This is a genomic window from Streptomyces albiflavescens (assembly GCF_014645835.1).
GTDB classification, from domain to species: Bacteria; Actinomycetota; Actinomycetes; order Streptomycetales; family Streptomycetaceae; genus Streptomyces; species Streptomyces albiflavescens.
The window spans coordinates 113,540-134,992 of sequence record NZ_BMMM01000011.1 but is presented as its reverse complement, the minus strand read 5'-3'; the positions used below and the strand labels follow the sequence as shown (position 1 = coordinate 134,992).

Genomic DNA, 21,453 nt, shown 5'->3' with positions numbered 1-21,453 from the left:
AGGCTACGCCGCGGGCTCCACCCCGGCCCGCAGCAGGCCGTAGGTGTACGCGTCCTCCAGTGCCTGCCACGACGCCGCGATGACGTTCTCGGCGACGCCCACCGTGGACCACTCGCCGGAGCCGTCGGAGGTGGAGATCAGAACGCGGGTCGTGGACTGGGTGCCGTGCTTGCCCTCCAGGATGCGGACCTTGTAGTCGACGAGCTCCAGTTGGGCGAGCTGGGGGTAGATCTTCTCCAGGGCGACTCGCAGGGCGCGGTCGAGGGCGTTGACCGGGCCGTTGCCCTCGGCGGTGGCGACGATGCGCTCGCCCTTGGCGAAGAGCTTGACCGTGGCCTCGTTGGCGTGGCTGCCGTCGGGGCGGTCCTCGACGATGGCGCGCCAGGACTCGACCTCGAAGTACGTGCGGGCCTTGCCCTCGGCCTCGGCACGGAGGAGGAGTTCGAAGGACGCGTCGGCCGCCTCGTAGGTGTAGCCCTGGAGCTCGCGCTCCTTGACCCGCTCGACGACCCGGGCGACCAGTTCGCGGTCACCACTGATGTCGACGCCGAGTTCCTTGCCCTTGAGCTCGATCGACGCGCGGCCCGCCATGTCGGAGACGAGCATCCGCATGGTGTTGCCGACCTTCTCCGGGTCGATGTGCTGGTAGAGGTCCGGGTCGACCTTGATCGCGGAGGCGTGCAGACCCGCCTTGTGCGCGAACGCCGAGACACCCACGTACGGCTGATGCGTGGACGGCGTGAGGTTGACGACCTCGGCGATCGCGTGCGAGATGCGGGTCATCTCGCGCAGGGCACCCTCGGGGAGCACCTTCTTGCCGTACTTCAGTTCCAGGGCCGCCACGACCGGGAACAGGTTCGAGTTGCCGACCCGCTCGCCGTAGCCGTTCGCCGTGCACTGGACGTGGGTCGCGCCCGCGTCGACGGCGGCGAGGGTGTTGGCGACCGCGCAGCCCGTGTCGTCCTGGGCGTGCATCCCGAGCCGTGCGCCGGTGTCGGCGAGGACCGTGGCGACGACCGCCTGGACCTGGGCGGGGAGCATGCCGCCGTTGGTGTCGCAGAGCACGACCACATCGGCGCCGGCCTCGGAGGCGGCGCGGACCACGGCCTTCGCGTACTCGGGGTTCGCGCGGTAGCCGTCGAAGAAGTGCTCACAGTCGACGAAGACTCGGCGGCCCTGCGAGCGCAGGTACGAGACCGTGTCGCGGACCATCTCCAAGTTCTCGTCGAGGGTGGTGCGCAGGGCCAGCTCGACATGCCGGTCGTGGGACTTGGCGACGAGGGTGATCACCTGGGCGCCCGAGTCCAGGAGCGCCTTGACCTGCGGGTCCTCCGACGCCTTGCCGCCCGCCCGGCGCGTCGCGCCGAAGGCCACCAGCTGGGCGTGCTTGAAGTCGATCTCCTGCTGGGCGCGGGCGAAGAACTCGGTGTCGCGCGGGTTGGCGCCGGGCCAGCCGCCCTCGATGAAGCCCACCCCGAAGTCGTCCAGGTGCCGTGCGATGGCCAGCTTGTCCGCGACCGTGAGGTTGATGCCCTCACGCTGCGCGCCGTCGCGCAGGGTCGTGTCGAAGACGTGGAACGAATCGTCGAGGTCGCTGGTTTCGGTCATGGTGTTCGGCTCCTGATGTTGGATCTCGGTCTATACCGGAATGACCGGCTCCACCGTCCCCCCAATAGTCCCTCGCGCTCTCCTCCCGGCTTGAGGTGGGCCAGGAAAACGAAAAACCTCTCGCGGGTGCGAGAGGTCTGCGCGCGGGTCGAGGACGACGGTGTCCGCCCGTACGTGGTGGTACGTGGCGGTCACTGCGGACCGGCGCGCCTGCTGCCAATAATCATGGCGAACGAGAGCACGGGGGCAGTCTGGCACATACCGCCCCCATGCTCACGCGGTGTCTCAGGATGCGAACAGTCAGCCAGGACGGCGCAGCCGCCGCACGAAGCCGTCGCTCATCCTGTTCGTGTCGCCGGTGCCCAGCTGCGCGGAGCTCGACCCCAGGCCGAGAAGCCTGCCGTCGCGCCCGCCGAACGAGGTGACACAGACGCCGTAGTCGGTGACGGGCCCGCCGGTGACCGCCTCGCCGGCGAGGCGGGAGGTGCCGGTGCGCAGATCCCGTACGTAGATGTTCCGGGCGGCTGACCGACTGTCCGCGACTACCGGACGCCGCATCCGTCAGCCGAGTGACTCGTCGAGGAACTCCCTTACGTGGGAGAGGATTTGGCCACGATCGGTACCGCGCAGACCGATGGCCACATGGATCGCGAACCCGTCGAGGAGCGCGCGCAGCCGGGCGGCGAAACGGTCCGGGTCGACCACGCGGAACTCGCCGCGCGAGACGCCCTCGGCGAGCAGCGCCACCAGGTCCCGGTGCCAGGCGCCCTCGATGGCGACCTGTCGCTCGCGGGCGTCCTCGTCCGCGTTCTGCGAGCGGTTCCAGACCTCCAGCCAGAGCGTCCAGTGCGGGTCGCGGTGACCGTCGGGGACGTACAGGTCGACATACGCGTCGAGGCGCTCGCGGGCGGTTCCCCGCGCGGCCAGCAGTCGGCTCCGCTCGGCGCCGAGACGGCCCTCGCTCCACTCCAGGGTCTGCAGCAGCAGCTCGTCCTTGGAGTGGAAGTAGTAGAGGAGATGGCCGCTGCTCATGCCGACCTCTCGGCCGAGCGCCGCCATGGTCAGCTTCTCCAGACCGCGTTCGGCGATCATGTTCATGGCGGCGGCGAGCACGTCCTCCCGCGGAGGCGCGTTCTTTCGCGCACCGGCCATCCGTGACTCCTGTCGTTCCTCAGACCTTCGGCTGCTGCTGGGTGATGCAGTGGATGCCACCGCCGCCCGCAAAGATCGTACGTGCGTCCACCAGCGTCACCGTCCGCTCCGGGAACAGCCGGCGGAAGATCCCGGCCGCGATCTCGTCGCGCGGGTCGTCGAAGCCGCAGAGCACCACGCCGCCGTTGCAGAGGTAGTGGTTGATATACGAGTAGTCGGCCCAGTGGCCGTCGGCCTCCAGCACGGTCGGGGCGGGGATCTCGACGACCTCGATACGGCGGCCGCGCGCGTCGGTCTGCGCACCGAGCAGCCCGATGACCTCCTTGCTGACCTCGTGGTCGGGGTGCGCCGGGTCCTGCTGGGAGTGCGCGACGATCACGCCGGGGCGCGCGAAGGCGGCGACGATGTCGACATGGCCGAGCGTGCCGAAGCCGTACGGAGGGTAGTCGCCGGTCAGACCGCGGGGCAGCCAGATCGCCTTGCTGGTGCCGAGCTGGGCATGGATCTCCGCCTCGACCTGCTCGCGGGTCCAGTCGGGGTTGCGCTCGGGGCCGAGCTGCACGGTCTCGGTGAGCAGCACGGTGCCCTCGCCGTCGACGTGGATCGCGCCGCCCTCGTTGACCAGTTTCGAGGCGTACGTCCGTGCTCCGGCGAGGTCGGAGACATGGGCGCCGATCTTGGAGTCGTGCTCCCAGCGGGCCCAGTCCTGGGCGCCCCAGCCGTTGAACGTCCAGTCCACCGCGGCGAGTTCACCCTTCCCGTTGGTGAGGAAGGTGGGGCCGATGTCACGCATCCAGGCGTCGTCGAGTTCCCGCTCGACGGTGTCGATGTCGGCGCCGAGGAGCTCGGCGGCCTCCTGAGACTGTCCCGGACCGCACACGACCGTGACCGGCTCGAAGCGGCGGACCGTACGGGCCACCGCCGCCCAGGCCGCCCGCGACTCGGCGAGGTCCTCGGGGCTGTCGAAGGTGGGGTTGGAGCCCGGCCACGCCATCCAGGTGCGCTCGTGCGGGGTCCACTCGGCGGGCATTCGGAAGCCGTCGGCGGCAGCAGACATGGGTGATCCTTACAGGCTGTGACGATTACAAGAAGTACAGACGATTGAGGGACACGGAGTCGGCGGGTTCGGAGCGCAGCGGTTCGCCGTCGAGGGTGACCAGGCCCGTGCGCTGGTCGACGTCGACCGCTCCGGTGCGGGAGTTGAGCCGCAGGTCGGCCGGGCCGATACCGCGGGTGCCGCGCACGGCGACCCGCCGGCGGCGCGTCGGCATGCGGTCGTTGCCCTGGTCGAGCGCCGCCTGCGCGACGAAGGCCACCGAGATCTCGGCGGGTGTCGCGCCGTGCGCCCCGAACTGCGGCCCCAGGACGAGGGGTTCGCAGGTGTCGGTGGCGGCGTTGGGGTCGCCGACGACTCCGTACGCCGGGAAGCCGGACTTCAGCACGAGCTGTGGCTTGGCGCCGAAGTACTCGGGCCGCCACAGCACGATGTCGGCGAGCTTGCCGACCTCGAGGGAGCCGACCTCGTGGGCGAGGCCGTGTGCGATGGCGGGGTTGATGGTCAGCTTCGCCATGTAGCGCAGGACGCGTTCGTTGTCGTGGTCCTCGGGGGCCCCGATCTCGGCCTTCATCTTTCCGGCCATCGCGAAGGTCCGGCGTACGGTCTCGCCCGCCCGCCCCATGCCCTGCGCGTCGGACGAGGTGATGCCGATCGCGCCCAGGTCGTGCAGCACGTCCTCGGCGCCCATCGTGCCGGCCCGGATCCGGTCACGGGCCATGGCCGCGTCGCCCGGCAGATCGGTCTTCAGATCGTGGACGGAGACGATCATCCCGTAGTGCTCGGCGACCGCGTCCCGGCCGAAGGGCAGGGTCGGGTTGGTGGAGGAGCCGATGACGTTCGCGACTCCCGCCATCTTCAGCACATTCGGCACGTGACCGCCGCCGCAGCCCTCGATGTGGAAGGCGTGGATGGTGCGGCCTTCGAGGACCCGCAACGTGTCCTCGACGGACAGGCATTCGTTCAGTCCGTCGCTGTGCAGGGCGACCTGGACGTCGTGTTCCTCGGCGACCCGCAGCGCGGTGTCGAGAGCGCGGGTGTGGGCCCCCATGTCCTCGTGGACCTTGAAGCCGCTCGCGCCGCCCTCGGCGAGGGCCTCGACCAGGGGCGCGTCACTGGAGGAGGAACCCCGGCCCAGGAAGCCGATGTTGACCGGCCAGGCGTCGAAGGCGCTGAAGGCGTGGCGCAGCGCCCAGGGCGAATTGACCCCGACGCCCCACACCGGGCCGAACTCCTGGCCGATGATCGTTGTCACGCCGGAGGCGAGCGAGGCCTCCATGACGCGCGGCGACAGCAGGTGGACATGCGTGTCGACGGCTCCGGCGGTGGCGATGAGCCCCTCGCCCGACACGATGGACGTGCCCGTGCCGACCACGACGTCGACGCCGTCGAGGGTGTCGGGGTTCCCGGCCCGCCCGATGGCACAGATCCGCCCCTCGCGGATGCCGAGGGAGACCTTGCGAATCCCCTGCGCCGCGTCGATCACCACCACATTGCTGATGACGACGTCACAGGTCTCACGGACGGCGGCGGCCTTGAGGTGCAGCCCGTCGCGCGCGGTCTTGCCGAAGCCGGCGAGGAACTCGTCACCCGGCTTCTGGGCGTCGGACTCGACGCGGATCGTCAGCCCCGAGTCGCCCAGGCGGACCCGGTCGCCCGCACGCGGACCGTGGGTGGCGGCGTACTCGTAGGGATTCATCGTTGCCCAGCTCCCTCGGTTCCGAGATATCCGCAGGCGGCGGCCCTGCGCAGGGCCTCTTCCTTCGCCCCCGGCGCGTCCAGCGGCCCGTCGACCAGACCGGCGAACCCGATCGCGATCCGCTCGCCGCCGATGGGCAGCAGCCCGACCTCGACGCTCTCGCCGGGCCCGAAGCGGACGGACGAACCGGCGGGCACGGCGAGCCGCATGCCGTAGGCCGCCGCCCGGTCGAAGTCGAGCCGCGGGTTGGCCTCGAAGAAGTGGAAGTGGGACGTGACGGAGACGGGCACGGTGGCCGTGTTCCGCACGAGGAGCCGTACGGCCGCCTCGGGCTCGGTGTGCTCCGGACCCGGCAGCAGCGCGCCGGGAGCCCGGTCCCCGAGGCCGCCACCGAGGGGGTCGCTGACGACCGCGAGCCGTGAACCGTCGTCGAAGACCGCCTCGACGTGCACCTCGGTGACGACGTCGGCGACGCCCGGCAGTACGTCGTCGGGGCCGAGCACGGACCGGGCCGCCTCGATGGCCTCCGCCAGCCTGCGCCCGTCGCGCGCGGCCTCGCAGACGGTGTCCGCGATGAGCGCGGTCGCCTCCGGCACATTGAGCCGGAGGCCGCGCGCCTTGCGGGCCCGGGCCAGTTCGGCGGCCGAGAACAGCAGCAGCCGGTCACGCTCCGTGGGAGTCAGTCTCACGCCACGACACCTCCTTGCCTTCCTCGCTTTAGAGCATCACTCTAAACGGCAGATTCATGAAACGGAAACATTGACGGGCGACCTTCCAAGACGTCACATTGAACGTCGCTCTAACCCTCAGGCGGCCGTCGAAGGAGACCAGCCATGCCGATAGAACAGCGCGGAGTCGACACCATCCCCGACGAGGAGCGCACCAGCGGGCCGCGCGACCTCGTGTCGATCCTGCTCGGCTCCAACCTCTGTCTCGGCGTGATCATCTTCGGCTGGCTGCCGCCGTCCTTCGGGCTCGGCTGGTGGGCATCGGTGAGCGCGATCGTGGCGGGCACGGTGATCGGCACGGCGCTCACGGCACCGCTGGCCCTGGTGTCGCTCCGCACCGCGACGAACCTCTCCACCTCCTCCGGCGCCCAGTTCGGCGTACGCGGCCGCCTGGTCGGCTCGGTCGTCGGCCTGCTCCTCGCACTCGGCTACACCGCGCTGACCGTGTGGATCGGCGGCGACGTGATGGTGGGCGTCCTGAACCGCCTGTTCGGACTGCCGGTGTCGGGAGTCTCGTACGCGGTGGTCTACGGGCTGCTCGCCGCGGCGACCGTGGCAGGCGCCGTGTACGGCTACCGGGTGCTGCTCGCGATGTCCCGTGTCCTGGCGATCGGCATGACGGCCCTGCTGGTCGTGGGCGTGATCGCGTACGCCCCGCACTTCACCACCTCCGCGCTCCCGGAGACCGGCGGCTATCTGCTCGGCTCCTTCTGGCCGACCTGGCTGCTGGCGGCGGTGGCGGCCGGCCTGTCGGGCCCCATCGCGTTCATCACCCTCCTCGGCGACTACACGCGCTACATCTCCCCGGCCCGCCACTCCTCCCGCACCGTCCTGCACGCCACCTGGCTGGGTCTGATCGCCGGTCTCCTCGTCCCTCAGCTCTTCGGCACCTTCACGGCGTACGCGGCCCGCGCGGCCCTCGACTACGCGGGGCCGCTGGTCTCCGCCTCCCCCACCTGGTACCTGATCCCGCTCCTGCTCGCCGCCTCCGCGGGCTCGGTCGGCAACGCGGGTCTGATGCTCTACTCCATGGGCCTCGACCTCGACGCCATCCTGCCCCGCGCCTCGCGCGCCCGTGCCACCTACACCGTCGCCGTCGTCGCCACGGTGTGCGTCTTCGTCGGCCACTACGCCTGGAACGCGCAGTCCGCGATGACGTCCTTCGTGCTCCTGCTGACCGCGATCGGCACCCCCTGGGCCGTCATCACCCTCATCGGCTTCGCCCGCTGCCGCGGCGTCTACGACCCGGACGCCCTCCAGGTCTTCAACCGCCGCTCGCGGGGCGGCATCTACTGGTACCGCGGCGGCTGGAACATCCAGGCCGTGGTGTCATGGACCCTCGGCGCATGCACAGGCCTGCTGGCGGTGTCGCTCCCCTCGTACGAGGGTCCACTGCTGTCGCTGACGGGCGGGGTGGACTGCAGCTTCGTACTGTCGGGCGTCGTTGGCGGTCTCGTCTATCTGGCGTTGAGCACGCGGACGGCTCAGGCGTCGGTGTCGTCCGAGTCGTCGGACACGGAGCACCAGCGGGCTTCGGCCGCGTCGTAACGCAGGGTGCCTTCCTTGGCCACTCGGTCGAGGCCGCCGTGTCCGATGAAGTGCAAGACGTGCCAGGGTCCGTGGCCGGGGCGGAGTACGGCCCGCAGATCACGCCCGGTCTCGCCGCCGACCCAGCCGAGTTCGATCAGCCCGTCGCGCCGCAGTTCCTCGAGGGCGCTGCCGAGCCGCTCCTTCTCGAGCTCTACGGCCAGGACCTCCCGATCCCCGGGCGGGCGATCAGGCACAGAACCCTGAGCGGCGGCTCGACGTGCAACGGCCGCTGGGGGAACGGAACTTGGGGGTGCCGGATGAGAGAGGCGGTCTGGCACACAGAGCCGTTCAGGCCCGGGGCGTAAAAACGGGGTCGCGCCGGTGTGCACCGGCGCGGACCCCGTTCCGCTCACCTCAGCCCAGCGGATGCATCCACCCGTGCTCGTCCGAGGTGACACCTCGCTGGATGTCCAGCAGTGCCTCGCGCAGCCTCAGGGTGACCTTGCCGGGCTCGCCGCCCGACTGCTGCCACTCGGTGGCGGTGCGCTTGACCGTGCCGACGGGCGTGATGACGGCGGCGGTGCCGCAGGCGAAGACCTCGGTCAGGGTGCCGTTCTCCGCGTCGCGCTGCCACTGGTCGATGGAGACGCGGCCCTCCTCGGACTCGTAGCCGAGGTCGCGGGCGACGGTGAGCAGGGAGTCGCGGGTGACGCCCTCCAGGATGGAGCCGGTGAGGGACGGGGTGATGATCTTGTCGCCGTACACGAAGTACAGGTTCATGCCGCCGAGTTCCTCGACCCACTTGTGCTCGACCGCGTCGAGGTAGCAGACCTGGTCGCAGCCCTTCGCCGCGGCCTCGGCCTGGGCGAGGAGAGAGGCCGCGTAGTTGCCGCCCGTCTTGGCGTCGCCCATACCGCCGGGGACGGCACGCACGCGGTCCTCGGACAGCCAGATGGAGACCGGCTTCACGCCGCCCGCGAAGTACGCGCCCGCGGGCGAGGCGATGACGAGGAAGAGGTACTCGTTGGCGGGCTTCACGCCCAGGCCGACCTCGGTCGCGATCATGAAGGGGCGAAGGTAGAGGGATTCCTCGCCGCCGTGCGCCGGGACCCAGGCGCGGTCCTGCTGGACCAGCACGTCGCAGGCCTCGATGAACGTCTCCACCGGCAGCTCCGGCATGCCGAGCCGGCGGGCGGAGGCCTGGAAGCGCTTGGCGTTCTTGTCCGGGCGGAAGGTGGCGACGGAGCCGTCGGGCTGGCGGTAGGCCTTGAGGCCCTCGAAGATCTCCTGCGCGTAGTGCAGGGTCATGTTCGCCGGGTCGAGCGAGAGCGGGCCGTACGGAACGAGCTGGCCGTCGTGCCAACCGCGGCCCTCCGTCCACTTGATCGTCACCATGTGGTCGGTGAAGTGGCGGCCGAACCCGGGGTTGGCCAGGATCGCCTCCCGCTCCGCGGAGGACAGCGGAGTGGCGGAGGGCTTGAGCTCGATCGTGGGCTGCGTCATGAGTGGTTGTCCTTCACCGGTTGTGTGTGACGGGCCGCGCTCACGCCCATAACTGCCAGTGGCCAGTGTTAGGACGTCCGAGCATTCCCTCATTCCGCGGCTCCGCGTTCGATTATCGCGCGCGGAGGACCGTGGACGAAAACAGCGTGAATGCGGCCCCATGGGATTGCCCAGGGCTTGATGGTGGCACCCGGCGAGGGCATAGGAAAGCCGCCGGGTGCGGATGCGACCCGGCGGCTACTACGAGACGTAAGTGGCGTGGGGGTCCCCCCACGCCCTTAAGGCAGTGGGGGAAGGTCAGCCGGCTACTCGTACGGCGAGCGCGTCGCCGATTTCGTCGGTCGTACGGGCGGGCTGCCCGACGCGCTCCGCGAGGTCGGCGGAGACCGCGGCCTCGATGCGGGCGGCCTCGGCCTCGTAGCCGAGGTGGCGCAGCAGGAGGGCGACCGACAGGACGGTGGCACTGGGGTCGGCCTTGCCCTGGCCCGCAATGTCGGGCGCCGAGCCGTGCACGGGCTCGAACATCGAGGGGAACTCGCCGCTCGGGTTGATGTTGCCGGAGGCGGCGACGCCGATGCCGCCGGAGACGGCCGCGGCGAGGTCGGTGATGATGTCGCCGAAGAGGTTGTCGGTGACGATCACGTCGAAGCGGGCGGGGTCCGTGACGAGGTAGATCGTCGCGGCATCCACGTGGATGTAGTCCGTGGTGACCTCGGGGAACTCCTTGGCCACCTTGTTGAAGACGTTCGTCCACAGGTGGCCCGCGAAGGTCAGCACGTTGTTCTTGTGGACCAGCGTCAGCTTCTTGCGCGGGCGGGCCTGGGCGCGGGCGAAGGCGTCGCGGACCACGCGCTCGACACCGAAGGCCGTGTTCACGGAGACCTCGGTGGCGACCTCGTGCTCGGTGCCCTTGCGGATGGTGCCGCCGTTGCCGGTGTACGGACCCTCGGTGCCCTCGCGGACCACGACGAAGTCGATCTCCGGCTGGCCGGCCAGCGGGGTGGCGACGCCCGGCAACAGCTTCGAGGGACGCAGGTTGACGTGGTGGTCGAAGGCGAAGCGGAGCTTCAGCAGGAAACCGCGCTCCAGAACACCGGACGGGACCGAGGGGTCGCCGATCGCGCCGAGCAGGATCGCGTCGTGCTGCTTCAGGGCGTCCAGGTCCGCCTCGGTGAGGGTCTCACCGGTGGCGTGGTACCGCTTGGCGCCGAAGTCGAACTCCTTGGTCTCCAGCTTCACATCCTGCGGAAGGACGGCGGAGAGGACCTTGAGCCCCTGGGCCACGACCTCCTGGCCGATGCCGTCACCGGGAATCACTGCGAGATTGATGCTGCGAGACATGACCGCACCGTACTCCTTGTCCCATGGGATGACACGCGGTGTCCGCCATACGGACATGGCGGAGTGTCGCGGAGGACACTCGTAAGGCTGTGTTCACCCTTATGTGTGGCGGTTGTTGGGGCGTGCTGGGAAGTTCCCAGTCATGGACACCCCTGACGTCGGCATTCCCGAGCAGCTCGCGCGCGGTATGAGCATGGCGGAGCAGCACGAGTATCTGCGGACGAAGCTCACGCGGCGCCGCGCGCTGGTGACGGCGGGCGCGTTCGCGGGCGGCGGGCTGCTGGCAGGTTGCGCCTCGGGGGCGTCGACGCGCACGTCCACCACGACGCCGAGCCCCGCCACCAGCCGCGTACCCGGCTCCGTCGTCGCGCCCTTCGGTCGCCACCTCGCCTTCGGCGCGGACCCCAAGACCCAGATGCGGATCTCCTGGCAGGTGCCGTTCGCGGTCAAGAAGCCGTATGTGCGTGTGGGGCTGACGCCCTGGGGCCTGAGCCGGAAGATCGAGGCCGAGGTCCGCGATCTGCACACGCCGGGACTCGCGGGGCAGCGGTTCGCGCTGGACCAGTACTACCTGCACGCGGCGCTCGACGGCCTGCGCCCCGGAACGACGTACTACTACGGCGTCGGCCACGAGGGATTCGATCCCACGTCCCGGGAGCGGCACTCCACGATCGGCTCCTTCCGTACGGCGCCCGCCAGTCCCGGGACGTTCGTGTTCACCGCCTTCGGCGACCAGGGCGTCACCCCCGACGCACTCGCCAACGACAAGGTGCTCCTCGGCCGGCATCCGTCCTTCCATCTGCACGCGGGCGACATCTGCTACGCGGACTCGGTCGGCGTCGGCAAGGACTCCGACGTCTACGATCCCAGCGCCTGGGACCTGTTCCTCAAGCAGACCGAGTCGGTGGCGAAGTCGGTGCCATGGATGGTGACGACCGGCAACCACGACATGGAGGCGTGGTACTCGCCGAACGGGTACGGGGGCCAGTCGGCACGCTGGACCCTCCCGGACAACGGCTTCGACGCGCGCAACGCGCCGGGCGTCTACTCGTTCACGTACGGCAATGTCGGGATCGTGGCGCTGGACGCGAACGACGTGTCGTACGAGATCCCCGCCAACAAGGGCTACACGGACGGCAAGCAGACGGCCTGGCTCGACAAGCGGCTCGGAGAACTGCGCAAGACGGTCGACTTCATCGTCGTCTTCTTCCACCACTGCACGTACTCGACGTCGACGCATGCCTCCGACGGGGGCGTGCGGGACGCCTGGCTGCCGCTGTTCGCCAAGCACCAGGTGGACCTGGTGATCAACGGGCACAACCACGTGTACGAGCGCACCGACGCCATCCAGGGCGGCAAGGTGGGCAAGCAGGTGCCGGTCGGCGCGTCGACCGATCCGACACGGGACGGGATCGTGTACGTCACGGCGGGCGGGGCGGGCAAGAGCCTGTACCGGTTCCCCGCCGGGGTGAAGGACAGCTACGAGGGCAAGGTCACGCACCGCGAGTCCATCGAGACCTTCCACTGGACGAAGTCGCAGCACCAGAGGCCGGACACAGTGGAGTGGTCACGGGTGCGGTACACCGGATTCTCCTTCCTCTCGGTGGAGGCGGAGGCGGGCACGTCACCCAAGCTCAAGGTGTCGGCGCTCGCGCAGAGCGGAAAGCGCATCGACTACTTCGAGGTGCGGCGCGGAGCGTGAGCCGCCGAGGCGCGGCACGGAGACTCAGCGCTCCGGGATGCGGCTCGGGGCAGGGCCGCCGAGGCACGAGCGCGCAGACTCAGCACTCCGAGGTGCGGCGCGGGGCAGGATGCCTCGCGCCGCACCCCGTACGGGTGCGGCTCCCGGTATGTGAGGGGGTGCGACGGGTCAGTGCCCCGTCGCGCCGCCGTTGTCCCTGCGGTCGAGGGCGCGCTGGAGCGCGGCGGCGGCGTTCTTGCGGTCGGACTCGCTCGAACGGGAGATGTGACGGACTCGGCGGACGGTCGTCTCGGCCATGATGAATCGACTCCTTGCCTCCGAGAGGCCCGGGAAGGGCAGCCGGAAGTGCGGTGAGGAATTTACGAGACGCCGGAAGGGGCGGGGAGCGGTGCCGCAGGGGTTGCCTGCCAGGGGCTCCGGCTCACGACCGCCATTCGCTGGGTCGAGCGAGACGTTCGGCTCCTACAAAACTAGGCGAGGAGCGGGCATCTGTCTCCACAATTACTCGGACTTCCTACTATCTGAGACGGTGGATCGGGGCACACGCTCCTGACCTGCGGCGACTGTCCGAACGGCGTCACCCGCCGTCTGGTGCAGACGGAGGGCGCCCGCAGTCGGCAGAAGGCAGAGCAGACCGAGCGCCACGAACGCGACGGCGTACGCCGAGCGCGGGTCGTCCGTCAGCGCCGCGCCCCCGCGCAGGGCGACCGTGACGATGGCGACGCCCAGGCCGGCGGCCAGTTGATGGGAGGTCGCGAAGAGAGCGTTGGCGTCGCGCAGCCGCTCCTGCGGGGTCTCGCTGAAGGCGATCGTCGCGTAGCCGCTGAGCCCGACCGAGCGAGCCGCACCGCCGAGCGCCGCGACGACCGCGATCACCGAGACCGGCGTCGCCGCGGTGAACAGCGCACATCCCGCGGTCGCGCCCGCGAGCCCCAGCGTGGAGACGATCAGCAGCGGCCGGAAACCGAACCGGTTGATCAGGTACGTCGTCGCGGGCTTGATCCCGATGTTGCCGACGAAGACGAAGAGCACGACCGCGCCCGACTTCACCGCGCTCCAGCCGAAGACCTCCTGGAAGAGCAGCGGCAGCAGGAAGGGGATGGCGGAGACGACCGCCATGTAGAGCGAGCCGTCGAGCGCCGAGGCCCGGAAGGACGGGACGTCCAGGGTGCGGAGGTTGACCAGCGGGTTCGGGGCACGGAGCAGATGCCGTACCGCAGCCACGAGGGCGACGACGGCGATCGCGCCGGTCACGGCCGCCTCCGCCGGGGTGCCCCGGGTCTCGGAGACCAGGTGCGCGGTCCAGGTCAGAGCCGCGAGCCCGGTGCAGGTGAGCAGGACGCCGGTTACGTCGAGCGGCGCCGTCTCCCCTGGCGTGCCCGGTGCGATCAGACGGCGCGCGACGAGGAGGGCGAGGGCGCCGAGGGGCACGTTCAGGAGGAAGATCCAGTGCCAGGAGGCGTACGTCGTGATCAGGCCACCGAGCAGGGGCGCGACGACCGGGGCGGCGAGCCCGGGCCACACGATGTAGGCGACCGCGCGCGGCAGGTCCTGCTTGGCGGTGCCTGCCAGGACGATGAGGCGGCCGACCGGCACCATCATCGCGCCGCCGATGCCCTGCAGGACGCGCATCCCGACGAGGACGCCGAGGTTGGGCGCGACGGCGCAGGCCAGCGAGGCGAGGGTGAAGACCGCGATCGCGGCGAGGAAGACGCGGCGTGGCCCGAAGCGAGCGGTGAGCCAGCCGGAGAGCGGGACGAGGACGGCGAGGGTGACGAGGTAGGCCGTGATGATCAGGCCCACGGAGGCAGGAGTGGTGTGCAGGTCGTGGGCTATCTGCGGGGCGGCTGTCGACACGATCGTGCCGTCCAGCATCTCCATGAAGAAGCAGCCCGCGACCAGGAGCGCGGTGCCGCGCCGGCGCGAATCCATCATGGGTCCAGATTCGGGGCGGCCATTGCTGCACACAAGGTCCGATTGCTTCATGCAGAATTGCGTCTCATGCAGCAGTCATCGGACGTGGCGGCACCTCTCCCGGACATGAACCTCCTTCCGGCCCTCGACGCCCTGCTCCGCTCGGGCAGCGTCGCGGGCGCGGCGGCCGAGCTGAACGTGTCTCCCTCGGCGATGAGCCGCACCCTCGGCCGGCTGCGCCGGGTGGTCGGCGACCCGCTCCTCGTACCGTCGGGCCGGGGCCTGACGCTCACGCCGCGCGCGCACGATATGCAGCCCCGGGTACAGGCGGCGCTCGCGGCCGCGGTGGCAGCGCTGCGGCCGCCGCGCGAGGTGGACCTCGCCACCCTGCAAAGGGAGTTCAGGATCCGCACGAACGACGGGGTCGCCATGTCCCTGGGCGCCCCACTGCTGGAGTTGGCCGCCCGGGAGGCGCCCGGCGTACGGCTGCGGCTGCTGCCGGAGGGCGAGGAGGACCCGGCCGATCTGCGCACCCATGTCGACCTGGACGTCGGTGAGTTGCCGGATCCGCTGCCGCACGACGTACGCTGCTCCGCGCTGCACGAGCACCGCATGGTGGCGGTGGCGCGGGGCGACGCGGAGTTCGCGCGCGAGCCGCTGACACCGGACCGATTCGCCGCGCTGCCGCACATCACGGTGACCCGGCGCGGCCGCGCACGCAGCGTCGTGGACGACCGCCTGGGCGAGCTCGGCCTGCACCGCGACGTCCTGGCCACCGCGCCGACCTACGGCGCGGCCTGCTTCTTCGCCCTGCGCACGGACGCGCTGGCGCTGGTGCCGTCGGAGGTCGCGCAGGAGGCCTCGCGCGTGATGCCGCTCGCGGTGCTGGACATCCCGCTGGACCTGCCGTTGATCCCGTCCGGGCAGGCGTGGCATGTGCGGCTCGACGCGGATCCGGCACATCGGTGGTTGCGGGGGGCGTTGGAGCGGGTGGCCGCCCGGATCACCCCCGCCGCGGGTGCAGCGCCCGCAGCTCCCTGATCAGCGCCCGTACCGCGACCGTCGTGGCGAGCTCCGGCGTGGTGACGTACCCGACGGATCGGGTCGGGCGCCCCCGGACCGAGATCGGTGATCTCGGTGGTGAGCGGTGCACTTGTGAGGGACAGCGCGGGCATGATGGCCATTCCGAGACCACTGCTCACCATCGGCTCGCTGTCGACGAGACGGTGGTCGTCGGCTTCGAACGGATCGTGGGCGCTTTCCTGTTGATGCTCCGCGGCGGCAACACCGGCAATCGTCCGGCGCGCGTCCGTGTGACCGGTCGGCGCGGTCACCCGAGGCAGCGTCAGAGCACGTCTCCGTCACGCCAGTCGAAGATCAGCTCGTGCGCCGGGTCGAGGGGACCGGCCGACGCGAGGCGCACGAAGGTGGTGCCCTCCTCCTCCGGCAGCCGCACGATGCCGTCCGGGCCGAGCGCGCAGATCCGGCCCGGCCAGACCTGCCAGCCCCGGGCCGCGTACAGGGCGGCTCCCGCCTCGCTCGCGGAGAGCGCCCCGAGCCCGTACGCGCCCTCGACGATCCGCTCCAGCTCGGTCATCACCCGTCCGCCGAGGCCCGTGCGGCGCACATCGGCACGTACCCCGACCGCCTCCACGTACCCGACGCGCAGCGAGCGGCCGCGGTGCAGGACGCGCCGCTGGATCACCGAGCCATGGGCCGCGAGACCGCCTTCGTCGTGCACCAGGACGTGGATGCCGCCGAGCCCGTGGTCCCAGTCCTCGTCGCTGAAGTCCCCGTCGAAGGCGTCGTCCAGGAGGTCGTGGGCCGCACGGAGTTCGGCGGGGGTGAGGTCCGCCGTGTGGGCGGTGCGCAGTCGGGTGGTCATCGGCCCAGTATTCACGGCCCTCTCCGGTGCAGGAGCGGATCGGGTGCATCGCTGATTGCTCCTACCTCTGATCCTGTGAGACACCTTGACAGCCCCACCGACCCCCTCCACCCTCACAATCATCGGATGACTGTGAGAAGGAGAGTGCCAAATGTCGGTCCAATTACGGGCCCGCTCGGCCCAGTTGCGGGCCCGCTCGGCCCCCTTGCGTGCCCGCACCATCGTGTTGACGCTCTGCTCCGCCCTGCTCGCCACCGCCGCCACCGCGCTGCCGACCCGCGCCGACGCCGCCGCGCCGAGCGCAGCGGCCTGGGAAGTGAGGGGACCCCACGGCTCCCCGACGGCGGTCGTGGCACTCGATCCCGCCGACGGGCACGCGACGCTCGCGGTGAGACGTGACGGCGCAACGGTCCTGGAGCCCTCCCCGGTCGGCCTCGTCACCGAACAGGCCGACTTCTCCCGGGGGCTGACCTACGCCGGACGTTCCGACCGCACGGTCACCGAGCACTACACGAGCCCAACGGGCAAGTCCCGCATGCGCGTTGTCCATATGACCGAGGCCCGTTTCCGCTTCCGCACAGCGGCCGGCGCCCGGCTCGACCTGGTGACCCGGGTCGCCCCGGACGGTGTCGCCTACCGCTATGTCCTGCCGGGGGCCGACGGCAACGTGCTGCGCGAGACCTCGGCCTTCACCCTCCCCGCCGGCTCGAACGCCCTCCTCGGCGGCTACCGCGCGGACAACGAACTCCGCTTCTCGCGCTACGACTCGGCCGCGACGGCTCCGACGGGCGCGTACATGATGCAGGCACTCTTCCAAACGCCCGGCGGTTACGCCCTGATCGCCGAGTCGGACGTCGATGGCAGCTACGCGGGCGCTCAACTGACGCACACGGCGGACTCGCCGACGTACGGCCTGAGCCTCTGGAACGACGAGCCGGTCCAGACGTCCGGCGCGCTCATCACCCCCTGGCGCGCGCTCGTCACCGGCGATCTCGCGACCGTCACCGAGTCGACCTTCGTGGACGACCTCGCCCCGGCGTCCCGCGTCCGCGACACCTCCTGGATCAAACCGGGCCCGGCCCTGTGGACCTGGCTGGCGGGCGGCAAGGAGGCCGGCCAGAGCCTGGCGGCCCAGGAGAAGTACGTGGACTACGCGACCGAGCGCGGCTGGCCGTACGAAGTCGTGGACGCGGGCTGGTACTTCAAGACGGACGCCTGGGACGTGGTCGATCCCGACTGGCAGACGGACAGTTGGATGCCGGAACTGGTGCGCTACGCGGCGGCCAAGGGTGTCGGCATCCACGTCTGGCTGCACTACAGCCTGCTCACCGACCCCGCCGAGCGCGAGAAGTGGCTCTCCACTCTGGAGAGCTGGGGCGTCAAGGGCGTGAAGATCGACTTCATGGACTCGGAGTCCCAGGAACGGATGCGCTGGTACGACGAGGTGCTGGAGTCCACCGCCCGCCACCACCTCATGGTGAACTTCCACGGCTCGACGATCCCCAAGGGCATTCAGCGCACCTGGCCGCAGGTCATGACGATGGAGGGCGTCGGAGGCGAGGAGAAGCGCACGAACACCCCGGAGCAGTTGGCCTCGCTGCCCTTCACCCGCAATGTCATCGGCTCCATGGACTTCACGCCCGGCGCCTTCCACCGCCCGTACCGCCCCAACGTCGCTTCCGACGCCGGCGAGTTGGGCCTGACGGTCCTCTACGAGTCCGGGATCCAGAACCTCTCCGGAACCCCCGAGTCGTACGACGCGCGCCCCGAGGCCCGCCGCTACCTGGAGCAGCTTCCCGCCCGCTGGGAGGAGACACGCCTGCTCGCCGGCGACCCGGGCCGCTCGGCGGTCCTCGCGCGACGCGCCGCAGACGGCCGCTGGTTCATCGGCGGCACGTTCACCGGCCCCGCCCACACGGTCGACGTACCGGTCCGCCTGGGCGCCGGCCGCTGGCTGGTGGAGACGGTGACGGACGGCCCGTCGGGGCTGGTGCGCGAGACGCATGCCGTACGCGGTGGCGACATCCTCGCCGTACCGGTGACGGCGGAGGGCGGCTTCGCGGCGATCGCCTGCCGCGCGCACGTGGGCCGTACGACCTGCGAGAACTGATCCATCGCCGCTAGGCCCTGTCGTCAAATTCCCGTCTGCCCCGCGACGCCATGCACGCACTCTCGCCGCACCTGACGCCGCAGGGCCCGCCCTCCGGGCGGACGACGGGAATTTGACGACAGAACCTAGCCCCTGAAGCTCACCCGAATGGCCATGGGCAGGCGTGACGCACCACCGACGCCACCAAAGAGAGCTTCAGGGGTCAGGGGAGCCGCTCATGAACGTGCCCCGGATCCACGACCGCACGACCACGGTTCGCTGCAACGAGAGCCACTGCGGGACGTCCTCGACCGGCCTGACGACGGCCCACGGCTGAGCGGCGGATCGCCCACACGACTGATACTCCGCGCGGCATGCGGCATCGGCTCCGGCAAGGGGAACGGTTGCGTCATGAGCGACACGACCAAAGCACTGCTCGAGGGCGGCCCGGATGATCTGCCCGAACGGATCGTCCCGATCCCGCCCCCTGGAACGGATGTGAAGATCGAGTTGCGCAATGGATACGAACACTTCAGAGCGACCCCACGGCACGCGGAGACGCCGGAGGGCAGGCTGCCCGTGTACGAGTGGTGGGAGCGGACGGAGTTCCCCGGGTAGCGCCGCGTCGGGCACGGCGAGGGACGGCTGATCACCGCACCGCCGCCGTCACCGCCTCCCGGAAGCCCTTCGGGTCCTCCACCCACGGCAGGTGCCCGGCCCCCGGCAGCATCACCCGCCGTACCCGTGGCAGCGCCCGCTCCAGCGAGTCGACCGCCGAGCGCGGCCGGATGTCCCGGGCGCCGTCGACGATCAGCACGGGCACATCGAGGGACGCGCAGGCGGCGTACAGCTCCGGCGTGCCCCAGGTACGCTTCCGTTCCTCGTTGAGGGCCTGGTTGCACGCGTCGTCGATCCCGAACCACGGGTCGGCCATACGGCGGGCGTGCTCCAGTGCCCGCTCCCGGTCCTCGAACTCGATCGACCACTGGAGCACCGCCCGCTCCCGGTCCTCGTTCTCGGTCCGGTGCGGCCGGTCCGTCAATTCCTGCCAGCGGGCCTGACGTTCGGGATGGCCGCCGAGCCTGGAGCGGAAGTCGGCCACGAAGGCGGGGTACCAGTCCGCGTCCGGGCCGATGCCCGTACCGGAGACATACACGAGTGCGCTCACCCGCCGCGGGTGGGCCAGCGCGTAGCTCAACGCCAGCTGGGCGCCCCAGGAGTGACCGAGGAGCGCCATCCGCTCCAGCCCGAAGTGCCGTCGGACGGCGTCCAGATCCGCGACGAAACGCTCGCTCGTCCAGGGTCCCGCGCATCGCTCCGACCGCCCGCACCCGCGCTGGTCCCAGCGGACGACCGGGATCACGTCCGCCAGCAGCTCGGCCACGTCCGCGAACATGTCCCACAGGCCGGGCCCGCCGTGGCACAGCACCAGCGGCGCCCCGGGACCCGATCTCGCCGCCCACAGGCGTGCCCCGTCATCGGCCTCAACCGTCTCGCTCCGCGTCCCGGTCATGCGGCAAGTCTGCCCGGGCGGACATGAAAACGGGCCGGGAAGCCTGCTCGGGGGGTCAGGCTTCCCGGCCCGGGTGTGCGGGGGCGTGTCAGCCCATGTGCGGGTACCCGTAGTCGGTCGGCGGGACCAGCGTCTCCTTGATGGCGCGGGTCAGCGTCCAGCGCATCAGGTTCTGCGGGGCGCCGGCCTTGTCGTTGGTGCCGGAGGCGCGGCCGCCACCGAAGGGCTGCTGGCCGACGACGGCGCCGGTCGACTTGTCGTTGATGTAGAAGTTGCCCGCCGCGTAGCGGAGCTTCTCCATCGTGTACGCGGTCGCCGCACGGTCGCCCGAGATGACCGAGCCGGTCAGCGCGTAGTCGGACGCCGACTCCATCTGGGTCAGCATCTCGTCGTAGCTTTCGTCGTCTCCGTCCTCGTAGACGTGCACGGCGAGGAAGGGACCGAAGTACTCCGTCTTGAAGACCTCGTTCTCCGGGTCCGAGCACTCGACAACGGTCGGGCGCACGAAGTAGCCGACCGAGTCGTCGTACGAACCGCCCGCGACGATCGTGCAGGACTCGTCGGCCTTCGCGCGGTCGATGGCGGCCTTGTTCTTGGCGAACGCGCGCTCGTCGATGACGGCGCCGATGAAGTTCGACAGGTCGGTGACGTCACCCATGGTCAGGTAGTCGACCTCGGCCGCGAACTCCTCCTTGAAGCCGGAGTTCCAGATGGAGGCCGGGACGTACGCCCGGGAGGTGGCGGAGCACTTCTGGCCCTGGTACTCGAAGGCACCGCGGGTCAGGGCGGTCTTCAGGACCGCGCGGTCGGCGCTGGGGTGCGCGACCAGGAAGTCCTTGCCACCGGTCTCGCCGACGAGCCGCGGGTAGGAGCGGTACTTCTCGATGTTGTTGCCGACCGTCTTCCACAGGTACTGGAAGGTCTTGGTCGAGCCGGTGAAGTGGATGCCCGCGAGGTCGCGGTGCTCAAGGGCGACCTTGGAGACCTCGATACCGTCGCCGGTGACGAGGTTGATGACGCCCTTGGGCAGACCCGCCTCCTCCAGGAGCTGCATCAGCAGCACGGCGGCGTGGGTCTGCGTCGGTGACGGCTTCCACACGACCACGTTGCCCATCAGCGCGGGCGCGGTCGGCAGGTTGCCCGCGATCGCCGTGAAGTTGAACGGCGTGATCGCGTAGACGAAGCCCTCCAGCGGGCGGTGGTCGAGGCGGTTCCACACGCCCGGCGCGTTGGCCGGGGGCTGCTCGGCGAGCAGGTCACGGGCGTACTTGACGTTGAAGCGCCAGAAGTCGACGAGCTCGCAGGGGGTGTCGATCTCGGCCTGCTGGGCGGTCTTCGACTGGCCGAGCATGGTGGAGGCCGCGAGGGTCTCGCGCCACGGGCCCGACAGCAGCTCGGCGGCGCGCAGGATGATCGCGGCGCGGTCGTCGAAGGACATCGCGCGCCAGGCCGGGGCGGCGGCGAGGGCCGCGTCGATGGCGTCCTGGGCGTCCTGCTGAGTGGCGTGGGCGCCGGTGCCGATGACGGCCTTGTGGTTGTGCGGCTGCACGACCTCGAAGCGCTCACCGCCACCGAGCCGCTTCTCGCCGCCGATGGTCATCGACAGCTCGATCGGGTTCTCGGCCAGCTCCTTGAGCTTGGCCTCCAGACGGGCGCGCTCGGGCGAGCCGGGGGCGTAGCCGTGCACCGGCTCGTTGACGGGGGTGGGGACCTGGGTCACAGCGTCCATGAGCTA

General features: G+C 70.4%; 19 protein-coding genes and 1 pseudogene. 5 read left to right on the top strand and 15 right to left on the bottom strand.

Going from position 1 to position 21,453, the window contains the following annotated elements; translation table 11 throughout:
• Positions 1-3: 3 nt before the first annotated feature.
• From cimA to ureA, 6 genes are all read right to left on the bottom strand, one after another.
• Entirely contained in the window at positions 4-1,608 is a 1,605-nt protein-coding gene (gene cimA, locus IEY95_RS27890; protein WP_189188920.1) for a citramalate synthase, read from the bottom strand.
• Between the two features lie 300 nt (positions 1,609-1,908).
• Complete coding sequence (locus tag IEY95_RS27885; protein ID WP_189188919.1) at positions 1,909-2,166, bottom strand: hypothetical protein; 258 nt, start codon at positions 2,164-2,166, stop codon at positions 1,909-1,911.
• Between the two features lie 3 nt (positions 2,167-2,169).
• Positions 2,170-2,760 carry a TetR/AcrR family transcriptional regulator gene (locus IEY95_RS27880; RefSeq protein ID WP_189188918.1) on the bottom strand — a complete coding sequence of 197 codons (591 nt, stop codon included), beginning with the start codon at positions 2,758-2,760 and terminating at the stop codon, positions 2,170-2,172.
• A gap of 19 nt (positions 2,761-2,779) precedes the next feature.
• Positions 2,780-3,817: an agmatine deiminase family protein gene (locus IEY95_RS27875; protein WP_189188917.1), complete on the bottom strand. Its 1,038-nt coding sequence runs from the start codon at positions 3,815-3,817 to the stop codon at positions 2,780-2,782.
• A gap of 25 nt (positions 3,818-3,842) precedes the next feature.
• Positions 3,843-5,513, bottom strand: a complete 1,671-nt coding sequence (locus IEY95_RS27870; RefSeq protein ID WP_189188916.1) for an urease subunit alpha — start codon at positions 5,511-5,513, stop codon at positions 3,843-3,845.
• Positions 5,510-6,202 carry an urease subunit gamma gene (gene ureA / locus IEY95_RS27865; protein ID WP_189188915.1) on the bottom strand — a complete coding sequence of 231 codons (693 nt, stop codon included), beginning with the start codon at positions 6,200-6,202 and terminating at the stop codon, positions 5,510-5,512. The genes IEY95_RS27870 and ureA overlap by 4 nt, the downstream gene beginning before the upstream one ends.
• Positions 6,203-6,346: 144 nt before the next feature.
• Between ureA and IEY95_RS27860 the strand changes: the two genes are divergently transcribed.
• The gene (locus IEY95_RS27860; RefSeq protein ID WP_189188914.1) at positions 6,347-7,789 is read left to right on the top strand and encodes a cytosine permease; all 1,443 of its coding nucleotides are present in this window, start codon (positions 6,347-6,349) and stop codon (positions 7,787-7,789) included.
• On the opposite strand, the gene IEY95_RS27855 is transcribed toward IEY95_RS27860, so the two are convergent.
• The 3 genes from IEY95_RS27855 to IEY95_RS27845 form a co-directional block, all read right to left on the bottom strand.
• A complete protein-coding gene (locus IEY95_RS27855; protein ID WP_189188913.1) occupies positions 7,726-8,025 on the bottom strand; it encodes a hypothetical protein in 300 nt (99 codons plus the stop codon). The genes IEY95_RS27860 and IEY95_RS27855 overlap by 64 nt on opposite strands.
• A 160-nt stretch (positions 8,026-8,185) precedes the next feature.
• Positions 8,186-9,274 carry a branched-chain amino acid aminotransferase gene (locus tag IEY95_RS27850; RefSeq protein WP_189188912.1) on the bottom strand — a complete coding sequence of 363 codons (1,089 nt, stop codon included), beginning with the start codon at positions 9,272-9,274 and terminating at the stop codon, positions 8,186-8,188.
• Between the two features lie 297 nt (positions 9,275-9,571).
• Entirely contained in the window at positions 9,572-10,615 is a 1,044-nt protein-coding gene (locus tag IEY95_RS27845) for a 3-isopropylmalate dehydrogenase (RefSeq protein ID WP_189188911.1), read from the bottom strand.
• Between the two features lie 142 nt (positions 10,616-10,757).
• Between IEY95_RS27845 and IEY95_RS27840 the strand changes: the two genes are divergently transcribed.
• Positions 10,758-12,317 (top strand): purple acid phosphatase family protein, encoded by a 1,560-nt coding sequence (locus IEY95_RS27840; RefSeq protein WP_189188910.1) that lies wholly within the window; start codon positions 10,758-10,760, stop codon positions 12,315-12,317.
• A 168-nt stretch (positions 12,318-12,485) separates the two neighbouring features.
• Here the strand turns inward: IEY95_RS27840 and IEY95_RS50205 are convergent, their stop codons facing one another.
• Together IEY95_RS50205 and IEY95_RS27835 are read right to left on the bottom strand one after the other, a co-directional pair.
• Positions 12,486-12,614: a hypothetical protein gene (locus IEY95_RS50205; protein ID WP_268240522.1), complete on the bottom strand. Its 129-nt coding sequence runs from the start codon at positions 12,612-12,614 to the stop codon at positions 12,486-12,488.
• Positions 12,615-12,818: 204 nt separating this feature from the next.
• The gene (locus IEY95_RS27835; protein WP_189188909.1) at positions 12,819-14,252 is read right to left on the bottom strand and encodes an MFS transporter; all 1,434 of its coding nucleotides are present in this window, start codon (positions 14,250-14,252) and stop codon (positions 12,819-12,821) included.
• A 66-nt stretch (positions 14,253-14,318) separates the two neighbouring features.
• Here IEY95_RS27835 and IEY95_RS27830 point away from each other — a divergent pair, with 66 nt between their 5' ends.
• Entirely contained in the window at positions 14,319-15,272 is a 954-nt protein-coding gene (locus IEY95_RS27830; RefSeq protein WP_189188908.1) for a LysR family transcriptional regulator, read from the top strand.
• Here the strand turns inward: IEY95_RS27830 and IEY95_RS49265 are convergent.
• A pseudogene (locus IEY95_RS49265) lies at positions 15,235-15,436 on the bottom strand (LysR family transcriptional regulator); the annotation flags it as partial. The gene IEY95_RS27830 and the pseudogene IEY95_RS49265 overlap by 38 nt on opposite strands.
• A gap of 140 nt (positions 15,437-15,576) precedes the next feature.
• The gene (locus tag IEY95_RS27825) at positions 15,577-16,116 is read right to left on the bottom strand and encodes a GNAT family N-acetyltransferase (protein ID WP_189188907.1); all 540 of its coding nucleotides are present in this window, start codon (positions 16,114-16,116) and stop codon (positions 15,577-15,579) included.
• 151 nt (positions 16,117-16,267) lie between these two features.
• Here IEY95_RS27825 and IEY95_RS27820 point away from each other — a divergent pair, with 151 nt between their 5' ends.
• Positions 16,268-18,226, top strand: coding sequence for a glycoside hydrolase family 97 catalytic domain-containing protein (locus IEY95_RS27820; RefSeq protein ID WP_189188906.1), 1,959 nt, complete (start codon positions 16,268-16,270; stop codon positions 18,224-18,226).
• A gap of 390 nt (positions 18,227-18,616) precedes the next feature.
• Entirely contained in the window at positions 18,617-18,823 is a 207-nt protein-coding gene (locus IEY95_RS27815) for a DUF5988 family protein (RefSeq protein WP_189188905.1), read from the top strand.
• Positions 18,824-18,854: 31 nt separating this feature from the next.
• Here IEY95_RS27815 and IEY95_RS27810 read toward each other — a convergent pair whose 3' ends face one another.
• Both IEY95_RS27810 and pruA read right to left on the bottom strand, forming a co-directional pair.
• On the bottom strand, positions 18,855-19,718 hold the full coding sequence (locus tag IEY95_RS27810; protein WP_189188904.1) for an alpha/beta fold hydrolase: 864 nt from the start codon (positions 19,716-19,718) through the stop codon (positions 18,855-18,857).
• An 88-nt stretch (positions 19,719-19,806) separates the two neighbouring features.
• Entirely contained in the window at positions 19,807-21,447 is a 1,641-nt protein-coding gene (gene pruA, locus IEY95_RS27805; RefSeq protein WP_189188903.1) for an L-glutamate gamma-semialdehyde dehydrogenase, read from the bottom strand.
• Positions 21,448-21,453: the final 6 nt, after the last annotated feature.